14 protein-coding genes are annotated in these 15,221 nt (G+C 67.9%); 9 read left to right on the top strand and 5 right to left on the bottom strand.

Translation table 11 applies throughout. The features are described from left to right. Window positions 1-158 precede the first annotated feature (158 nt). The 5 genes from VG502_RS04535 (at window position 159) to VG502_RS04515 (ending at window position 5,486) form a co-directional block, all read left to right on the top strand. Window positions 159-1,415 (top strand): extracellular solute-binding protein, encoded by a 1,257-nt coding sequence (locus VG502_RS04535; RefSeq protein WP_325548839.1) that lies wholly within the window; start codon window positions 159-161, stop codon window positions 1,413-1,415. 67 nt (window positions 1,416-1,482) lie between these two features. Continuing rightward, window positions 1,483-2,439 carry a carbohydrate ABC transporter permease gene (locus tag VG502_RS04530; protein ID WP_325548838.1) on the top strand — a complete coding sequence of 319 codons (957 nt, stop codon included), beginning with the start codon at window positions 1,483-1,485 and terminating at the stop codon, window positions 2,437-2,439. Window positions 2,440-2,502: 63 nt separating this feature from the next. Continuing rightward, window positions 2,503-3,303 (top strand): carbohydrate ABC transporter permease, encoded by an 801-nt coding sequence (locus VG502_RS04525; protein WP_325548924.1) that lies wholly within the window; start codon window positions 2,503-2,505, stop codon window positions 3,301-3,303. A gap of 23 nt (window positions 3,304-3,326) precedes the next feature. Next, complete coding sequence (locus tag VG502_RS04520) at window positions 3,327-4,589, top strand: ABC transporter ATP-binding protein (protein WP_325548837.1); 1,263 nt, start codon at window positions 3,327-3,329, stop codon at window positions 4,587-4,589. 198 nt (window positions 4,590-4,787) lie between these two features. Further along, the gene (locus VG502_RS04515; RefSeq protein WP_325548836.1) at window positions 4,788-5,486 is read left to right on the top strand and encodes an SDR family oxidoreductase; all 699 of its coding nucleotides are present in this window, start codon (window positions 4,788-4,790) and stop codon (window positions 5,484-5,486) included. A 10-nt stretch (window positions 5,487-5,496) separates the two neighbouring features. Here VG502_RS04515 and VG502_RS04510 read toward each other — a convergent pair whose 3' ends face one another. Further along, window positions 5,497-6,414 carry a carbohydrate kinase family protein gene (locus VG502_RS04510; RefSeq protein ID WP_325548835.1) on the bottom strand — a complete coding sequence of 306 codons (918 nt, stop codon included), beginning with the start codon at window positions 6,412-6,414 and terminating at the stop codon, window positions 5,497-5,499. 10 nt (window positions 6,415-6,424) lie between these two features. After that, window positions 6,425-7,444: a class II fructose-bisphosphatase gene (gene glpX / locus VG502_RS04505; RefSeq protein WP_325548834.1), complete on the bottom strand. Its 1,020-nt coding sequence runs from the start codon at window positions 7,442-7,444 to the stop codon at window positions 6,425-6,427. Window positions 7,445-7,548: 104 nt separating this feature from the next. On the opposite strand from glpX, the gene VG502_RS04500 reads away from it, so the two are divergent. Continuing rightward, on the top strand, window positions 7,549-8,211 hold the full coding sequence (locus VG502_RS04500; protein ID WP_325548833.1) for a DUF4245 domain-containing protein: 663 nt from the start codon (window positions 7,549-7,551) through the stop codon (window positions 8,209-8,211). A gap of 7 nt (window positions 8,212-8,218) precedes the next feature. On the opposite strand, the gene VG502_RS04495 is transcribed toward VG502_RS04500, so the two are convergent. Further along, a complete protein-coding gene (locus tag VG502_RS04495; protein WP_325548832.1) occupies window positions 8,219-8,500 on the bottom strand; it encodes an exodeoxyribonuclease VII small subunit in 282 nt (93 codons plus the stop codon). A 122-nt stretch (window positions 8,501-8,622) separates the two neighbouring features. Here VG502_RS04495 and ligD point away from each other — a divergent pair, with 122 nt between their 5' ends. Beyond that, window positions 8,623-10,233 carry a non-homologous end-joining DNA ligase gene (ligD, locus tag VG502_RS04490; protein WP_325548831.1) on the top strand — a complete coding sequence of 537 codons (1,611 nt, stop codon included), beginning with the start codon at window positions 8,623-8,625 and terminating at the stop codon, window positions 10,231-10,233. A gap of 11 nt (window positions 10,234-10,244) precedes the next feature. Here ligD and xseA read toward each other — a convergent pair whose 3' ends face one another. Then, a complete protein-coding gene (gene xseA, locus VG502_RS04485; protein WP_325548830.1) occupies window positions 10,245-11,474 on the bottom strand; it encodes an exodeoxyribonuclease VII large subunit in 1,230 nt (409 codons plus the stop codon). A gap of 58 nt (window positions 11,475-11,532) precedes the next feature. Between xseA and VG502_RS04480 the strand changes: the two genes are divergently transcribed. Then, window positions 11,533-12,789, top strand: coding sequence for an alpha/beta fold hydrolase (locus VG502_RS04480; RefSeq protein WP_325548829.1), 1,257 nt, complete (start codon window positions 11,533-11,535; stop codon window positions 12,787-12,789). A gap of 100 nt (window positions 12,790-12,889) precedes the next feature. Then, window positions 12,890-13,906, top strand: coding sequence for a 4-hydroxy-3-methylbut-2-enyl diphosphate reductase (locus tag VG502_RS04475; protein WP_414655699.1), 1,017 nt, complete (start codon window positions 12,890-12,892; stop codon window positions 13,904-13,906). Between the two features lie 2 nt (window positions 13,907-13,908). Here the strand turns inward: VG502_RS04475 and VG502_RS04470 are convergent, their stop codons facing one another. After that, on the bottom strand, window positions 13,909-15,123 hold the full coding sequence (locus VG502_RS04470) for a DNA recombination protein RmuC (RefSeq protein ID WP_325548827.1): 1,215 nt from the start codon (window positions 15,121-15,123) through the stop codon (window positions 13,909-13,911). Between the last annotated feature and the right edge of the window lie 98 nt (window positions 15,124-15,221).

Raw genomic sequence — 15,221 nt, 5'->3', positions numbered from 1 at the left:
CGGTTTGCGAACTCAATGGGCTGTCCACGAGACAGCGGCGATGGAAAGGTGTAGACCGTGGGGAACGTGTTGTAGCTCACACCCCCTGGATGGAGCGGATGCATATGAAACGGCTCAGGCCACCTCGACGTGGCATCGCGATAGGCGCAGCGGCGCTGATGGCAACGACCGGCCTCGCTGCCTGCGGCGGAAGCAGCGGCAGCGGTTCCGGACCGGCCCACCTCACCTGGTACATCAACCCCGACGTAGGCAACGCCGACGCGAGCAAGGGCGGGCAGGCCACGCTGGCGAAGGAGTGCTCGGACGCCTCCGGCGGCAAATACCGGATCAAGGTCCAGTTGCTGCCGAACTCCGCGAGCGACCAGCGGATCCAGTTGCTGCGACGACTGGCCGGTGGTGACAAGACGATGGACCTGATGAGTGTCGACCCGGCCTTCGTCAGCGAGTTCGCCGCCGCGGGCTATTTCGCGCCCATGCCCAAGAACATGATCGACGACTTCAAGGCCGACCGGGTGCAGTCGTCGATCGATGCGTCGACCTACGCCGGCAAGCTGATGTCGGTGCCGTTCTGGTCCAACACCCAGCTGCTCTGGTACAAGAAGTCGGTCGCCAAGCAGGCCGGCATCGACATGACCAAGCCGGTCACCTGGGACCAGCTGATCAAGGCGTCCCAGAAGACCAAGATGCAGATCGGCGTCCAGGCGAAGCTCTACGAGGGCTACTCGGTCTGGATCAACGCACTGGTCGCGGGCGCCGGCGGGGAGATCGTCAAGAACCCCAACGCCACCTACGAGAACATCAAGTTCGGCCTGGACTCCCAGGCCGGCAAGGACGCCGCCCGGATCATCCACGAGGTCTCCTCGACCGGAGCCGGCGGGCCGGCGATGGGCAACTCGACCGAGACCGAGTCGCTCAACCTCTTCAGCAGCAAGAAGGGTGGGTTCCTGGTCAACTGGCCCTACACCTACGGCGCGTATGCCGGCAAGGACAAGTCCGACGTGGCCGCGACCATGTACCCGGAGACGGTGCAGGGCAAGAAGGCCGCGCCGCCATACGGCGGTATCCAGCTGGCGGTCGGCAAGAACAGCCAGCACACGGCGCTCGCCTATCAGGCGGCCGCCTGCATCACCAACCAGAAGCACCAGGCGGACTACATGGCGAAATCGGGCAACCCGGCCAGCCGCAAGGGCGCCTACGAGACCGCCGAGGTCAAGAAAGCGTTCCCGAACGGCATCGCGGCCGAGATCCGCAAGTCGCTGGATGTCGCGGCGGCGCGACCGCTGACGCCCTACTGGGGTGACATCTCGACGGCGCTGCAGCAGAAGTTCAGCCCGCCGAGCTCCGTCAATCAGCAGACGCCCGGCAAGACACAGTCCTTCATCATCAAGGTCTTGAACGGGAAGGCCCTGCTATGAGCGAGCGAAGCGAGCGAACCATTGCGACCGGGGCGCATGACAGCGCCCGAGGGACGAGGGTGGCGTCATGAGTACCGTCGCGGAAACCTCCAAGGGCGAACTCACCTCCGAGGAACAGGCGCACCTGTCCGATCGGGCCAAGGGCGAGCGCAACCTCGGCTGGCGGCTCGCCGGGCCGGCGTTCGTCGTCATGCTGCTGGTCACCCTGTATCCGATCGCCTACGCGGTCTACCTGTCCCTCTTCAACTACCGGTTGACCGACCCGGCCGGCAAGAAGCTGGTGTGGCTGCAGAACTACATCACCGCGTTGTCGGACTCGCTCTTCTGGCAGGCGTTCGTCACCACGCTGGTGATCGTGGTCGTGACGCTCGTCTTCGAGCTGATCCTCGGTATGGCGATCGCAATGGTCATGCACCGGGTCGTCTGGCCGCGGCGCACGCTGCGAACCGTGGTGCTGATTCCGTATGCGATCGTCACCGTCGTGTCGGGTTTCTCGTGGCTGTATGCCGCGCAGATCGACACCGGCTTCTTCAACCACTGGCTGCACTTCATCACCTTCGGTGGGTTCAGTGAGAGCTACAACTGGTTCGGTGGGCGCTGGTCCTCGCTGGCGATCATCTGCCTGTCGGAGATCTGGAAGACCACGCCGTTCATGTCGTTGCTGCTGCTGGCCGGCCTGGCACAGGTCGACTCGGCGCAGGAGGAAGCCGCCAAGGTCGACGGTGCCACCTGGATGCAGCGCTTCACCAAGGTGATCCTGCCCAACATGAAGGCTGCGCTGATGGTGGCGTTGCTCTTCCGCACGCTGGACGCCGTTCGTATCTATGACAATCCGTATGTCATGACCGGTGGCGCCAACAAGACGAACACGTTGTCGATGCTGGTCGGCACCGAGACGGTGAGCCGGGTGGAGATCGGGATGGGCTCGGCGCTCGCCGTGATCCTCTTCCTGATCGTGCTGATCATCGCCTTCATCTTCGTCAAGCTCTTCAAGGTCGATCTCACCACGAGCGGGAGGAGTTGAGCCGTGGAGACCAATATCAGTAACAAGGCCAAGAACGGCCTTGGTGTCGTCTCGATCGTCATCATGATCTGGACCGTCATACCACTGCTGTGGATCCTTGCGACATCGTTGAAATCCGATGCGGCACTGGGTGATTCGAGTCAGAACATCCTCGGCAACTTCTGGCCGAAGGACATCAGCTGGGACAACTACAAGCTGATCTTCTCCGGCGGAGCCTCCGACCTGTTCGTGCCGGCGTTGTGGCACTCGATCATCGTCTGTGTGGTGTCGACCGTGATCAGCGTCGTGCTCGCGACGTTCTGTGCCTACGCGATCTCCCGGCTGGACTTCCCGGGCAAGAAGCTGATCCTGACGACTGCCCTTGCCGTGTCGTTCTTCCCGGTGATCGCGATGGTCACGCCGCTGTTCAACCTCTGGCGGCAGATCGGGCTCTTCGACACACTGCCCGGGCTGATCATCCCCTACCTGGCGCTCACGCTGCCGTTGTCGATCTGGATCCTGTCCGCCTTCTTCCAGCAGATCCCGTGGGAGATGGAACAGGCCGCCCAGGTCGACGGTGCGACGAGCTGGCAGGCCTTCGTGAAGGTGGTCGCGCCGCTCGCGGCACCCGGCGTCTTCACGACGGCGATCATCGCCTTCTTCACCGCCTGGAACGACTTCGTCTTCAGTTCCAACCTGACTGCGCAACATGCGCAGACGGTGCCTGCAGCGCTGAGCTTCTTCACCGGAGCCAGCCAGTTCGTTCAACCGACCGGCGCCATCTGCGCCGCTGCGGTCGTTGTCACCATTCCCGTCGTGATCCTCGTGCTGGTCTTCCAGAAGCGGATCGTTGCCGGACTCACGTCCGGCGCAGTCAAGGGTTGAAAGACCCTTCCAAGGAGAGAGCAATGTCGAGCATCGAACTCAAGCACATTGTCAAGAAGTACGGCGACGGCTTCCCGGCCGTCAATGACGTCAACCTGGACATCAAGGACGGCGAGTTCGTCATCCTGGTGGGGCCGTCGGGCTGCGGTAAGTCCACGCTGCTGCGGATGATCGTCGGCCTGGAGGACATCACCTCCGGAGAGATGGAGATCGACGGCAAGCGGGTCAACGACCTGGCGCCGCGCGATCGCAACCTGGCGATGGTCTTCCAGAACTACGCGCTCTATCCGCACCTGACCGTCTTCGAGAACATCGCGTTCCCGCTGCGGTTGCAGAAGGGCAAGCACAGCAACGAGGAGATCGAGAAGAAGGTCCGCGACGCCTCCGCGATGCTGGAGCTGGACGAGCACCTGGAGCGCAAGCCGGGCAACCTGTCCGGTGGCCAGCGGCAGCGCGTCGCGATGGGGCGCGCGATCGTCCGCGAGGCGGACGCCTTCCTCTTCGACGAGCCGCTGTCGAACCTCGACGCCAAGCTGCGCGGCCAGATGCGCACCGAGATCGCGCGCATGCAGCGCCGGCTCGGCATCACCACGGTCTACGTCACGCACGACCAGACCGAGGCGATGACGCTGGGTGACCGGGTCTGCGTGCTCAAGCGGGGCATCCTGCAGCAGGTCGCGTCTCCTCGTGAGCTGTACGAACAGCCGATGAATCTCTTCGTCGCCGGCTTCATCGGCTCGCCGCCGATGAACTTCCTGCCGGCGAAGGTCGAGGGCAACTCGCTGAAGCTGCCGTTCGTCGACGTGCCGCTCGACGGCCCGCTCGCCGAGAAGGTCAAGGGCAAGGACATCGTCATCGTCGGCCTGCGTCCCGAGCACCTCAAGGACACGACCGTCGAGCCGGGACCGGAGCACTCGGTGAAGTTCACCGCGGTCGTCGACCAGACCGAGTGGCTGGGCAACGAGCAGTACGCCTACATTCCCTACGAAGCCGACGGCGCCGTTCGTGACCAGCTCGAGGAGCTCGACCGCGACCTGGATGGCGAAGGTCTGCGGACGCAGATGATCGTCAACCTGGATCCGCGCTCGCGGGTGCTCGAGGGAGACGAGGCGCAGCTGGCCTTCAACCCGGCGTCGATGCACGTCTTCGATCCGCAGAGCGGCGACAACCTCACGCGTGACGACGCGAGGGCGGCCGAGATCGCGGCTGATTCGGAGAAGATGCGCAGGGCCGCGCTCGAGCGTGCCCGCAAGCGCGACGCAGAGCAGGCGGAGAAATCGGCGTAGACGGCCAGGGGGCGGCACCGCCCCCTCCTCGCCGAGAGGACACCCCTTGACCGAGAGGACAGGGGAATCGCGGTCCAAATGACCCGATTTCCCTGTCCTCTCGGTCATTTGCTGTCCTCTCGGCATTCGCGGGTCGAGTAGCGACCGAGGAACGAGGGACCGTATCGAGACCGCGACTCGAGCCCATACGGTGGGTCCATGACTGTTGAGACTCGCCCTGTCGTGCTGATCACCGGTGCCACGCGTGGCATCGGTCGTGCGGTGGTCGACGCGTTGGCCGATGACCACGACCTCCTGATCGGTGGCCGTGACGAAGCCGCGGTCCGGTCCGTGTGTGGTGTGCTGCCGCATGCGACGCCGTTCGTCGCGGACCTCACTGATCCTGATTCGGTTGCTGCTGCGATTGATTCGCTCGATGAAACCATGCAACTGGCCGGCGTCGTCCATTCAGCGGGAGTGCTGGGCAGTGGTGCGGTCGCCGATCTCGGCCGCGACGCCTGGCGCCATACGCTCGAGGTGAACGTGGTGGCGGTCGCCGACTTGACCCGATCGTTGCTGCCGAAGCTGCGCGCCGGCCGGGGCACCGTCGTGGTCGTAAACTCCGGGGCCGGACTGCGCTCCAACGCGCAGGGCAGCCTCTACTCGGCGTCGAAGTTCGCGGTCCGCGCGTTCGCCGACGGGCTGCGCGAGGAGGAGCGTGACAACGGCGTGCGGGTGTCGACCGTCTACCCCGGCCGGGTCGCCACTGACATGCAGCGCGAACTGCGCGACTTCGAGGGCGGGGAGTATGACGAGAGCGACTACCTGCGCCCCGAATCCGTCGCGTCCGCAGTGCGTTTCGCACTGACCGCGCCGCCGGAGGCTTCGGTCGAGGACCTGTCGATCCGGCCCCGCTGAGCCGACGGCCTCAGCGCAACTCGTCGCGCGTCGGCGGGTTGGCGCCGGCGCGGGAGACGGTGATGGCAGAAGTAGCGATCGCTCGGTCGACGGCAGGTCGCAGGTCGGCTGCGGTGGCGCGGCGGAGCCGGTCGCGGGCATCCGCCGAGCCGAGCAAGCCCGCGTCGAGCAGGCCGGACAGGAGACCGGACTGGAACGAGTCCCCGGCGCCGACCGTGTCAGCGACGGAAACGCTTCTGCCGGCTACGGATTGGGTCTCACCGGTGGTAGTCACATGGAAGAGCGCTCCATCCCCACCGCGGGTCATGACCACCAGGGACGGGCCAAGCTTCCCCCACAATGCGAGCACTTCGCTGGGGTCGGCGCCCTCGCCATACAGCCAGGCGATGTCCTCGTCACTGGCCTTGACCACGTCGGAGTAGCCGATCAGCTGCTCCAGTTGCGCACGCACGTCGTGCGGCTCGCCGATGAGTGTCGGGCGCGGGTTGGGGTCGAAGGACACCGTCGCGTAGTCACGTGCGGCGAGCATGGCCCCGGCGACCTTCTCCGCGCCGGGTTGCAGCGCGGCCGCGATCGAGCCGGTGTGCAGGTGCCCGATGTCGGTCGGTAAGGGATGGGGGAGGTCCCAGGCGAGGTCGAACTCGTATGTCGCAGAACCGGTTTCGTCCAGGGTCGCGATGGCGGTGGGCGTCCGGTCGGCGCTCAGGCTGCCCTCGACGAGGCTGACGTCGTCGGCCGCGAGGTGGTCGCGGATCTGCCGACCGTACGCATCGTCCGCGAGGTATGCCGCCAACCGCGCGGGGTGTTGCAGGCGCGCCAGGCCGATGGCGACGTTGAGCGGACTGCCCCCGACATACTCCTGCGCCGGCCCGTCGACCGGGCGCACGATGTCGATGAGGGCTTCACCGATGACCAGGGTGTCAACCATGCGAGGCCCCTCAGCCGTTCAGGAGGCCGCCGCTGAGCTGCTCCAGCTTGGCCATGGGGTGGACGGCTTCGATGGAGCGGATCGTGCCGCTCTTGGAGCGCATGACGAGGGAGTGCGTGGTGCAACCGCCACCGCGGTAGCGGATGCCGCGCAGCAACTCGCCGTCGGTGATGCCGGTCGCGACGAAGAAACAGTTGTCGCTCGTCACCAACTCGTCGGTGGTCAGCACGGCGTCCAGGTCGTGTCCGGCATCGATCGCGCGCTGTCGCTCGTCGTCGTCCTTGGGCCACAGCCGCCCCTGCAGCACGCCACCGGTGCACTTCATCGCGCACGCGCTGATGATGCCCTCCGGGGTGCCGCCGATGCCGAGCAGCAGGTCGATGCCGGTGTCGGGTCGGGCCGCCATGATCGAGCCGGCGACGTCACCGTCGGAGATGTAGCGGATGCGTGCCCCGGCAGTGCGGATCTCCTCGGCGAGCTTCTGGTGGCGCGGACGATCCAGCAGGACGACGGTCACGTCCGAGACCGAGCCGTGCTTCGCCTTGGCGACGCGGCGGATGTTCTCGGCGACGGGCAGGCGGATGTCGACGACGTCGGCGGCTTCCGGGCCGGTCGCGAGCTTGTCCATGTAGAAGACGGCACTGGGGTCGTACATGGAGCCGCGCTCACTGACCGCCATGACGGAGACCGCGTTGGTCATGCCCTTGGCCGTCAGGGTGGTGCCGTCGATCGGGTCGACGGCGACATCGACGTGCGGTCCGGTGCCGTCGCCGACGTGCTCGCCGTTGAAAAGCATCGGAGCGTGGTCCTTCTCGCCCTCGCCGATGACGACGACGCCGCTCATCGAGACGGATGAGATCAGGTGCCGCATCGCCGCGACCGCGGCGCCGTCGGCGGCGTTCTTGTCACCGCGGCCGACCCACCGGCCACCGGCCATCGCCGCCGCTTCGGTGACACGCACGAGTTCGAGTGCGAGGTTGCGGTCCGGGACCTCCGGGTGGACTTCCGGGGGGACAACGTCTGACGGCATGAAATCTCCTCGGAGAACTCGGGCGGGTTCGGCCACGACTCTATCGGGCGCGAGGTGTGGGCCGGGGCGCGACGTACCAGCTTGCGTTTGGGACGATGAGAGGCGTGAGTGAAAGTGATACCCCGGCCGGCGGCGCTCGTACGTCGCCGCAGCCGCCGGCGGACGGTCGGGCAACCGTCGATCAGCCCGTGCCGCGCCGCCGCGGCCTCGGGTCGGCGCGCAGCATGATCATCTCGATGGTCCTGGTCATGCTGGCGGTGCTCGTCTGGTGGGCCTGGGTGCCGCGGGCCAGCAACACGACGCAGCCAACGGCTGACGTCGCCGGGATCGCGCGAGAGGTCGGGTTGAGCAAGCACTGGGACCCGGCCGTGGCCGTGGGGCTGCCGAAGGGTTGGCAGGCGGTCAACGTGCGGCTCGTGTCGGTCGACAAGCAGCCCGACACCTGGCAGGCGGGGTATGACGCACCCGGTGGCAGCTACGCGCGAGTCGTGCAGACCGAGAACGGCGCAGCAACGTGGGTGCAGGAGCAGACCGGCGAGAGCACGCCGGCCGGCTCGGTCACGGTGCACGGTGTGCGCTGGTCGAAGCTGCAACGTTCCGATGGCGGAGAGCGCAGCCTGGTCCGCTCCAAGGACCTGGCCGGGCTGACCACCATCGTGACCGGCACCGGGGGCTGGGATCAGCTGCAGGCGTTCGCGACGTCGCTGAAACCGCTGAGCACGAGCCAGCTCGCCAAGGCCGGACCGACGACGGTCGCCACGCCCTGACCCCGGCTCACTCGCCGGTGTCGGCCTCGTCGGCGCTGCGCTCGGTGTCCGTCATCGCCGTGATGGTGCGCTGCGCGCCGTCCAACCAGCGCTCGCAGTGCGCGGCAAGCGCCTCACCGCGCTCCCACAACCGCATCGACTCCTCGAGCGTCTCGGTGCCGCCCTCCAACCGGCTCACGATCGACGCGAGTTCGTCGCGCGCCTGCTCGTAACCGAGCTCGGCGACGTCCGCATTGGCGCCCGCCGTGTCGTCGGCGGTCGTCTCGTCAGGTCCGGCGTTCTTCGGCATACGGGGCAGCGTAGTCAATCGTGGTGGTTCGGCCTCCTCGCTCCGGACCGCTCCCTCACCCCTGCAGTTCTGCGAGCGTGAGGACACAGCATCCGGGGTAGGGCGGCACAGGAGGTGGAACCGTGGGCACCAGGTCCCGTCGTGACGAGCCGTTGACGACATACCGCGAGAAGCGGAAGTTCGACCGCACCCCGGAACCGTCGGGGGAGCAGACGTCCGCCGATCGGCCGGCCGGCGAGCGCCGTTTCGTCGTGCAGCGCCACCGCGCCCGGCGACTGCACTACGACCTGCGCTTCGAGATCGACGGTGTGCTGGTGAGCTGGGCCGTGCCCAAGGGCCCGACGCTCGACCCCGACGTGCGCCGGATGGCGGTGCATGTCGAGGACCACCCGCTGGAGTACCAGGACTTCGAGGGCGTCATACCGCGCGGTGAGTATGGCGGGGGAGACGTCATCGTGTGGGATCGCGGCACGTGGGAGCCGCACGCCACCGACGACCCGGCCCAGGCGGTCGCCGACGGCGACTTCCACGCGGACCTGTATGGCGAGAAGCTGCGCGGCCGCTTCGTCCTGGTGCGCCGGGGCGAGCAGTCCGATCGCGAGCAGTGGTTGCTCCTGCACAAGCACGACGACGACGCGGTGCGCGGCTGGGACCCGGAGGACCATCCGCTGTCGGTGCTCAGCGGCCGCACCAACGAGGAGGTCAAGGCCGATCCCGATCGGCTGTGGCGCTCGGATCTGCCGGCCGCCGCCGCGTCGGTCGAGCTGGACAGCGATGCCGTGGCCGGGCCCGACCAGGAGGCGCTCGAGGCGCTGGACGAGATGGGCGACCACGGCACCTGGGAGGTGTTCGGGCGATCGCTGAAGGTCACGAACCTGGACAAGGTCCTGTTCCCCGGCACGGAGGAGGCCGACCCGGTCACCAAGCGCGAGCTGCTGCGGTATGCCGCCACCATCGCCCCGACGGTGTTGCCCTACCTGGCCGGTCGCGCGCTCAACATGCACCGCTACCCGGACGGCGCGGACCACAAGGGTTTCTGGCACAAGTCGGTGCCGGACCGTGCGCCGAAGTGGTTGCCGCGGTGGGACAACGAGGCCGCGGAGGACGACGAGGCGCACACCTACCTCGTCGTGAACGAGCCGGCCGCGCTGGTCTGGGCCGCGAATTACGGTGCGCTGGAATGGCATCCGTGGACTTCGCGCACCGACGAGCCGGAGCGGCCGACCTATGCGCTGTTCGATCTCGACCCGGGGGAGAAGACGTCCTGGGAGGAGGTCCTCCAGTTGGCGAGACTGCACCGGACGGCGTTCGAGCACTTGGACGTGACGGCGTTCCCCAAGCTGACCGGCCGCCGCGGCATCCACATCTGGGTGCCGATCGCGCGTGGGCCGAGCTTCGAGCAGACCCGCGCGTGGGTCGAGCAGGTGTCCCGGACCGTGGGTGCGGTCATGCCGGAGCTGGTGAGCTGGAAGTGGGTCAAGAACGAGCGTCGTGGGCGGGCTCGCCTGGACTACACGCAGAACGCGATCAACAAGACGCTGGTTGCGCCATACAGCCCGCGCCCGGCGGCGGGAGCGCCGGTGTCGGCACCGATCAGCTGGGACGAGCTCGACGATCCGGAGCTGCGGCCGGACCGCTTCACGATCCGGACGATCGGGGACCGCCTCGCCGAGCACGGAGACCTCTTCCGCGGTGTGCTGTATGGCGAACAGCGCCTGCCGCGCCTGCACTGAATTCCCCTAATTCAGGAGACTGGGCGCACCGCGAAATCGCCCGATGCCACGGTCACCCGCAACAGTTCGTCACTCTCGACCGTCGCGACGTCGGTGACGACCTCGCCGCCGGCGTGCCGCACGACGGCATACCCACGCTCCAGGGTCTGCAAAGGCGAGAGCGCCCGCAGCTGACCACGCAGGTGGCCGACCTGGTCGTGGGCACGATCGAGCCGGTGCGTCATCCGGGCGCGTGCTCGGTCGCGCAGCGCCTCGACGGTGGCGCGGCGGGTGGCGACCATCGTCTCCGGAGCGACCAGGACGGGCCGGCTGCGCAACTGGTCGAGGTGGCGTCGTTCGGCGGCGAGCCGGTGCTGCAACGCCCGGGCGCCGGCGCCCCGCAGTTGGGCCAGGCCGCGCAGCTCGTCCTGCAGGTCGGGTACCACCCGTTTGGCCGCGTCGGTGGGGGTGGAGGCGCGGACATCGGCGACGAAATCCAGCAGGGGCGTGTCCTCGTCATGGCCGATCGCACTGATGACAGGGGTACGTGTCGCGGAGACGGCGCGCACGAGGGCCTCGTTGCTGAAGGGCAGCAGGTCCTCGAATCCGCCGCCACCGCGGGAGACCACGATGACCTGCACGTGCGGCGCGGCGTCCAGCTCGGCGAGCGCGGCGGTCACTTCAGGGACCGTGTTGGGACCCTGCACGGCGACCTGGCGGATCTCGAATTGTGTTGCCGGCCAACGGCGTCGGGCGTTCTCGACGACGTCCTTCTCGGCAGCGCTCGCACGCCCGCAGATGAGACCGACGGTGTGCGGAAGGAACGGCAGCGGCTTCTTGCGGGAGGCGTCGAAGATGCCCTCGCTGCGCAGCAATTGCTTCAGGTGCTCCAGCCGGGCGAGCAGCTCGCCGACACCCACGGGGCGCATCTGCCGGGCATTCAGGTGCAGCGAGCCGCGCTTGGTCCAGAACTGCGGCTTGGCCTGCACGACGACACGCGCGCCCTGCTGCAGGCCCGGGCCCATGGCGTCGAGCGTGTTGACGTGGACGGTGACCGATAGGGACATGTCGACCTCGGGGTCGCGCAATGTCACGTATGCCGTGGGCGCTCCCGGACGTCGGTTGAGCTGGACGATCTGCCCCTCGACCCACAGCGCCGACATCTTGTCGACGTAGTCGCTGATCTTCACCGAGAGCTTGCGCACCGGCCATGGTTGCTCGGCCGTGGTGTCGGCGGCCTTCTCCGGCAGGGGTGTGCTCACCCCGGCCACTCTAGACGTGGCCGCCCACAACGGCAGTGCGCGAACTAGCCTCAGGGGTATGACGATCCGCATCCCCGGTCTCGCGCTGACCGACCACACGCTCCAGGTGCCGCTCGACCACTCCGATCCGAGCGGTGCGTCCATCGAGGTGTTCGCGCGCGAGGCGGTGGCCGTCGACAAGGCCGAGCAGGACCTGCCCTGGCTGGTCTTCCTGCAGGGCGGCCCGGGCGGTGAGAGCCCGCGCCCGCTGCGCGCCGACGGCTGGCTCGGTCACGTCACCAAAACACACCGGGTGCTGCTGCTGGACCAGCGTGGTTGCGGTCGCTCCACCCCGTTGACCGCCCGCTCGACCGAGGGGATGTCCGCGGCGGAGATCGCGTCATACCTGCGGCACTTCCGGGCCGACAGCATCGTGGCCGACGCCGAGCTCTTCCGGAAGCAGGTCGCCGGCGGCAAGCCCTGGACCTCGCTCGGGCAGAGCTATGGCGGGTTCATCACCCTCACCTACCTGTCACAGGCGCCCGAGGGACTTGCCGGGTGCATGGTCACCGGCGGGCTGTCCGGTCTGCAGGCGGACGCCACGGAGGTCTACGCACGCACGTTCCCGCGGATCGCCCGCAAGAACGCCGCCTACTACGAGCGCTACCCGGACGATGTGGTCACGGTGCGCGCCATCGCCGATCACCTCGCCGCGCATGAGGTCCTCCTACCGGACGGTTCGCGGTTCACACCGGAGCGCTTCCGGCTGATCGGCAGCATCTTCGGGATGAGCTACGGCTACGAGCACGTGCACTGGCTGCTCGACACCGCCTGGGACGGCGACCGCCTGGCCGACCGGTTCCTGCAGTCGGTGATGGCCGAGACGTCCTACGCGAACGGGCCGATCTACGCGCTGCAGGAGTACTGCTACGGCCTGCCGGGCAGGCCGACCGGCTGGGCGGCCGACGCGGAACTCGCACGGCGCCCGGAGTTCGCGGCCGACGCGGACCCGCTGCTCTTCACCGGTGAGACGATGTTCCGCTGGATGTTCGACCAGATCCCGCTGCTGCAGCCCTTCGCCGAGGCCGCCGACATCCTCGCGGCCATCGACGACTGGCCGGCGCTGTATGACGAGGAACGCCTCGCGGGCAACACCGTCCCGGTCGTGGCGGCGGTCTACTTCGACGACATGTATGTCGACGCCGACCTCTCGCTGGACACCGCACGACGCGTCGGCAACGTGCGGCCGTGGGTCACCAATGAGTACGAACACGACGGGCTGCGCACCGGCTCGGTGGTCGAGCGGCTGATGGACATGCTTGCCGGGAAGGTCTGACGCGAGGATTCAGCCGGGACGCCGACCGCTACCGGTCGGTTTCGTCCACTGGTGGGCGCGCACCTAGCATGGGGACATGACTTCGCCAGCAGCGACCGACATGGACCAGGCCGCCGGCGAGCAGACCAAGCGCGTGCTGCTCGCGGCGCCGCGGGGCTATTGCGCGGGCGTCGACCGCGCGGTGGTGACGGTGGAGAAGTCGCTCGACCTCTACGGCCCGCCGGTCTACGTACGCAAGCAGATCGTGCACAACAAGCACGTGGTCGCCACGCTGGAGAAGCGCGGAGCGATCTTCGTCGACGAGACCGACGAGGTGCCCGAGGGTGCCACCGTGGTGTTCTCGGCGCACGGCATCGCGCCGGAGGTGCGGGAGCAGGCCAAGGCGCTGTCCCTGAAGACCATCGACGCCACATGCCCGCTGGTCACCAAGGTCCACCGCGAGGCGACCCGGTTCGCGTCCGACGAATACGACATCCTGCTGATCGGGCACGAGGGCCACGAAGAGGTCGTCGGCACCGCGGGTGAGGCGCCCGACAACATCGTGCTGGTGCAGTCCCCGGAGCATGCGGACACCGTCGAGGTGCGCCATCCGGACAAGTTGGTCTGGTTGTCGCAGACCACGCTGTCGGTCGACGAGACGATGGAGACGGTGCGTCGGTTGAAGCAGCGCTTCCCGAATCTGGAGGACCCGCCGTCCGACGACATCTGTTACGCGACCCAGAACCGCCAGCACGCCGTCAAGCAGATGGCGGCCCGTGCCGATCTGATGCTCGTCGTCGGCAGCCGCAACTCGTCCAACTCGGTCCGGCTGGTCGAGGTGGCACTCGAGCACGGCTCCCGTGACGGCCACCTGGTCGACTACGCCGACGAGATCGAGGACAGCTGGCTCGACGGTGTGGCCACCGTCGGGGTGACCTCCGGGGCCTCGGTGCCCGAGATTCTCGTGCGCGACGTGCTCGCCTACCTCGCCGAGCGCGGGTATGCCGACGTCGAGACGATCACCGCCGCGGAGGAGAGCCTGCTCTTCGCACTGCCGACGGAGCTGCGCCGCGACCTGAAGGCACGCGGCCAGGAGGACTCGGCGCAGGTCCGGCACGACGCCGGCTCGCTGCACTGACCTCAGCCGGCGTCGCGAGTCCCCGACTCCGCGTCACGAGGTGACGCGGCCGCGAAAGGCGACTCGAGATCCAGAGTCGGCCGTGCCACGTCCTCGTCGAGCGCGTCGATGAGCTCGTGGGCGGTCAGCGGACGGGCGGCAGTCTCGATCACGCTGAGCTCGGCGGGCGGTGCGTCCTGGGCCAGGCCGAGTGCGTGCATCTGCCGGGCGGTGACGAGCACCCGCGACTCCAGGGTGCCGACCATCGCGTTGTAGGCCTCGACCGACTTCGTCAGGGACTGGCCGACGCGGGACGTGTGCCGGCTCATCGTGCCCAACCGGTCATAGAGCGTCTGGCCGAGCACCAGCAACTCGCGGGCACCACGCGCCAGGCTGTCCTGTTGCCAGGCGGCGGCACTGGTCCGCAGCAGCGCGAGCAGGGTGCTCGGGGAGGCCGGGACGACGTTGCGCGCCATGGCGCGGTCGAGGAGTGAGGGGTCCTGACGGAGGGCGGCGGCAAGCATCGCGTCGGCCGGCACGAAACACACGACGAGCTGCGGCGACTGCTCGAATGCACTCCAATAGGCCTTGGCAGCAAGGGAATCCACGTGCCGCACGAGGGCCTTGGCGTGCTGAGCCAGCAGCCGATCGCGATCCTGCGGCGTGACGCCTTCGGCCTGCGCATCGAGGAACGAGCGCGTCGGCGCCTTGCTGTCGATGACCAGCACCCGGTCGCCGGGCAGCCGCACCACGACATCCGGGCGGATGCGTGCGTCGTGGCGGCTGACCGCGGTCACCTGCTCCTCGAAGTCGCAGTGCGCGAGCATGCCGGAGTGCTCCAACACCCGCCGCAACTGCACCTCGCCCCAGGTGCCTCCGGTCGACGTCGCCCGCAACGCGCCCGCCAATTGCGTTGTCTCCTGGTGCAATGCGCCGGTGACCCGACCGACCTCGGCCAGTCGCTCGCCGAGCTCGCCGAACTGCTCGACGCGGTCGCGCTCCAAGGTTGCGACCTGCTGCTCCACCCGGCCCAGGGTCGCGCTCAGCGGACCGAGCACCGCCGCCGTCTGCTGGTCGTCGGCGACCGTCGACTCCAGGTCGATCACCCGCTCGCGCAGTAGATCGCGCTCGGTGGCCAGCGAAGCGCGCCGGGCGGCATACGACTGACGCAGCAGGCCCCAGGTGAGCCCGGCGGCGAGCACGATGCCGACGAGAACGCCGATCACGAATCCGGTCATGAGTTCAGCAAACCAGTCGCCTGTGACAGCCGCCCGCAGGGACACCCTTGCGGTGCTGTGGAAAGGGGCAGCACAAATAATGCCGATGACCACACACG

Origin of the sequence: Flexivirga sp., from assembly GCF_035551235.1 — a bacterium.
Classification (GTDB): Bacteria; Actinomycetota; Actinomycetes; order Actinomycetales; family Dermatophilaceae; genus Flexivirga.
This window is presented reverse-complemented; position numbering and strand designations above follow the sequence as displayed.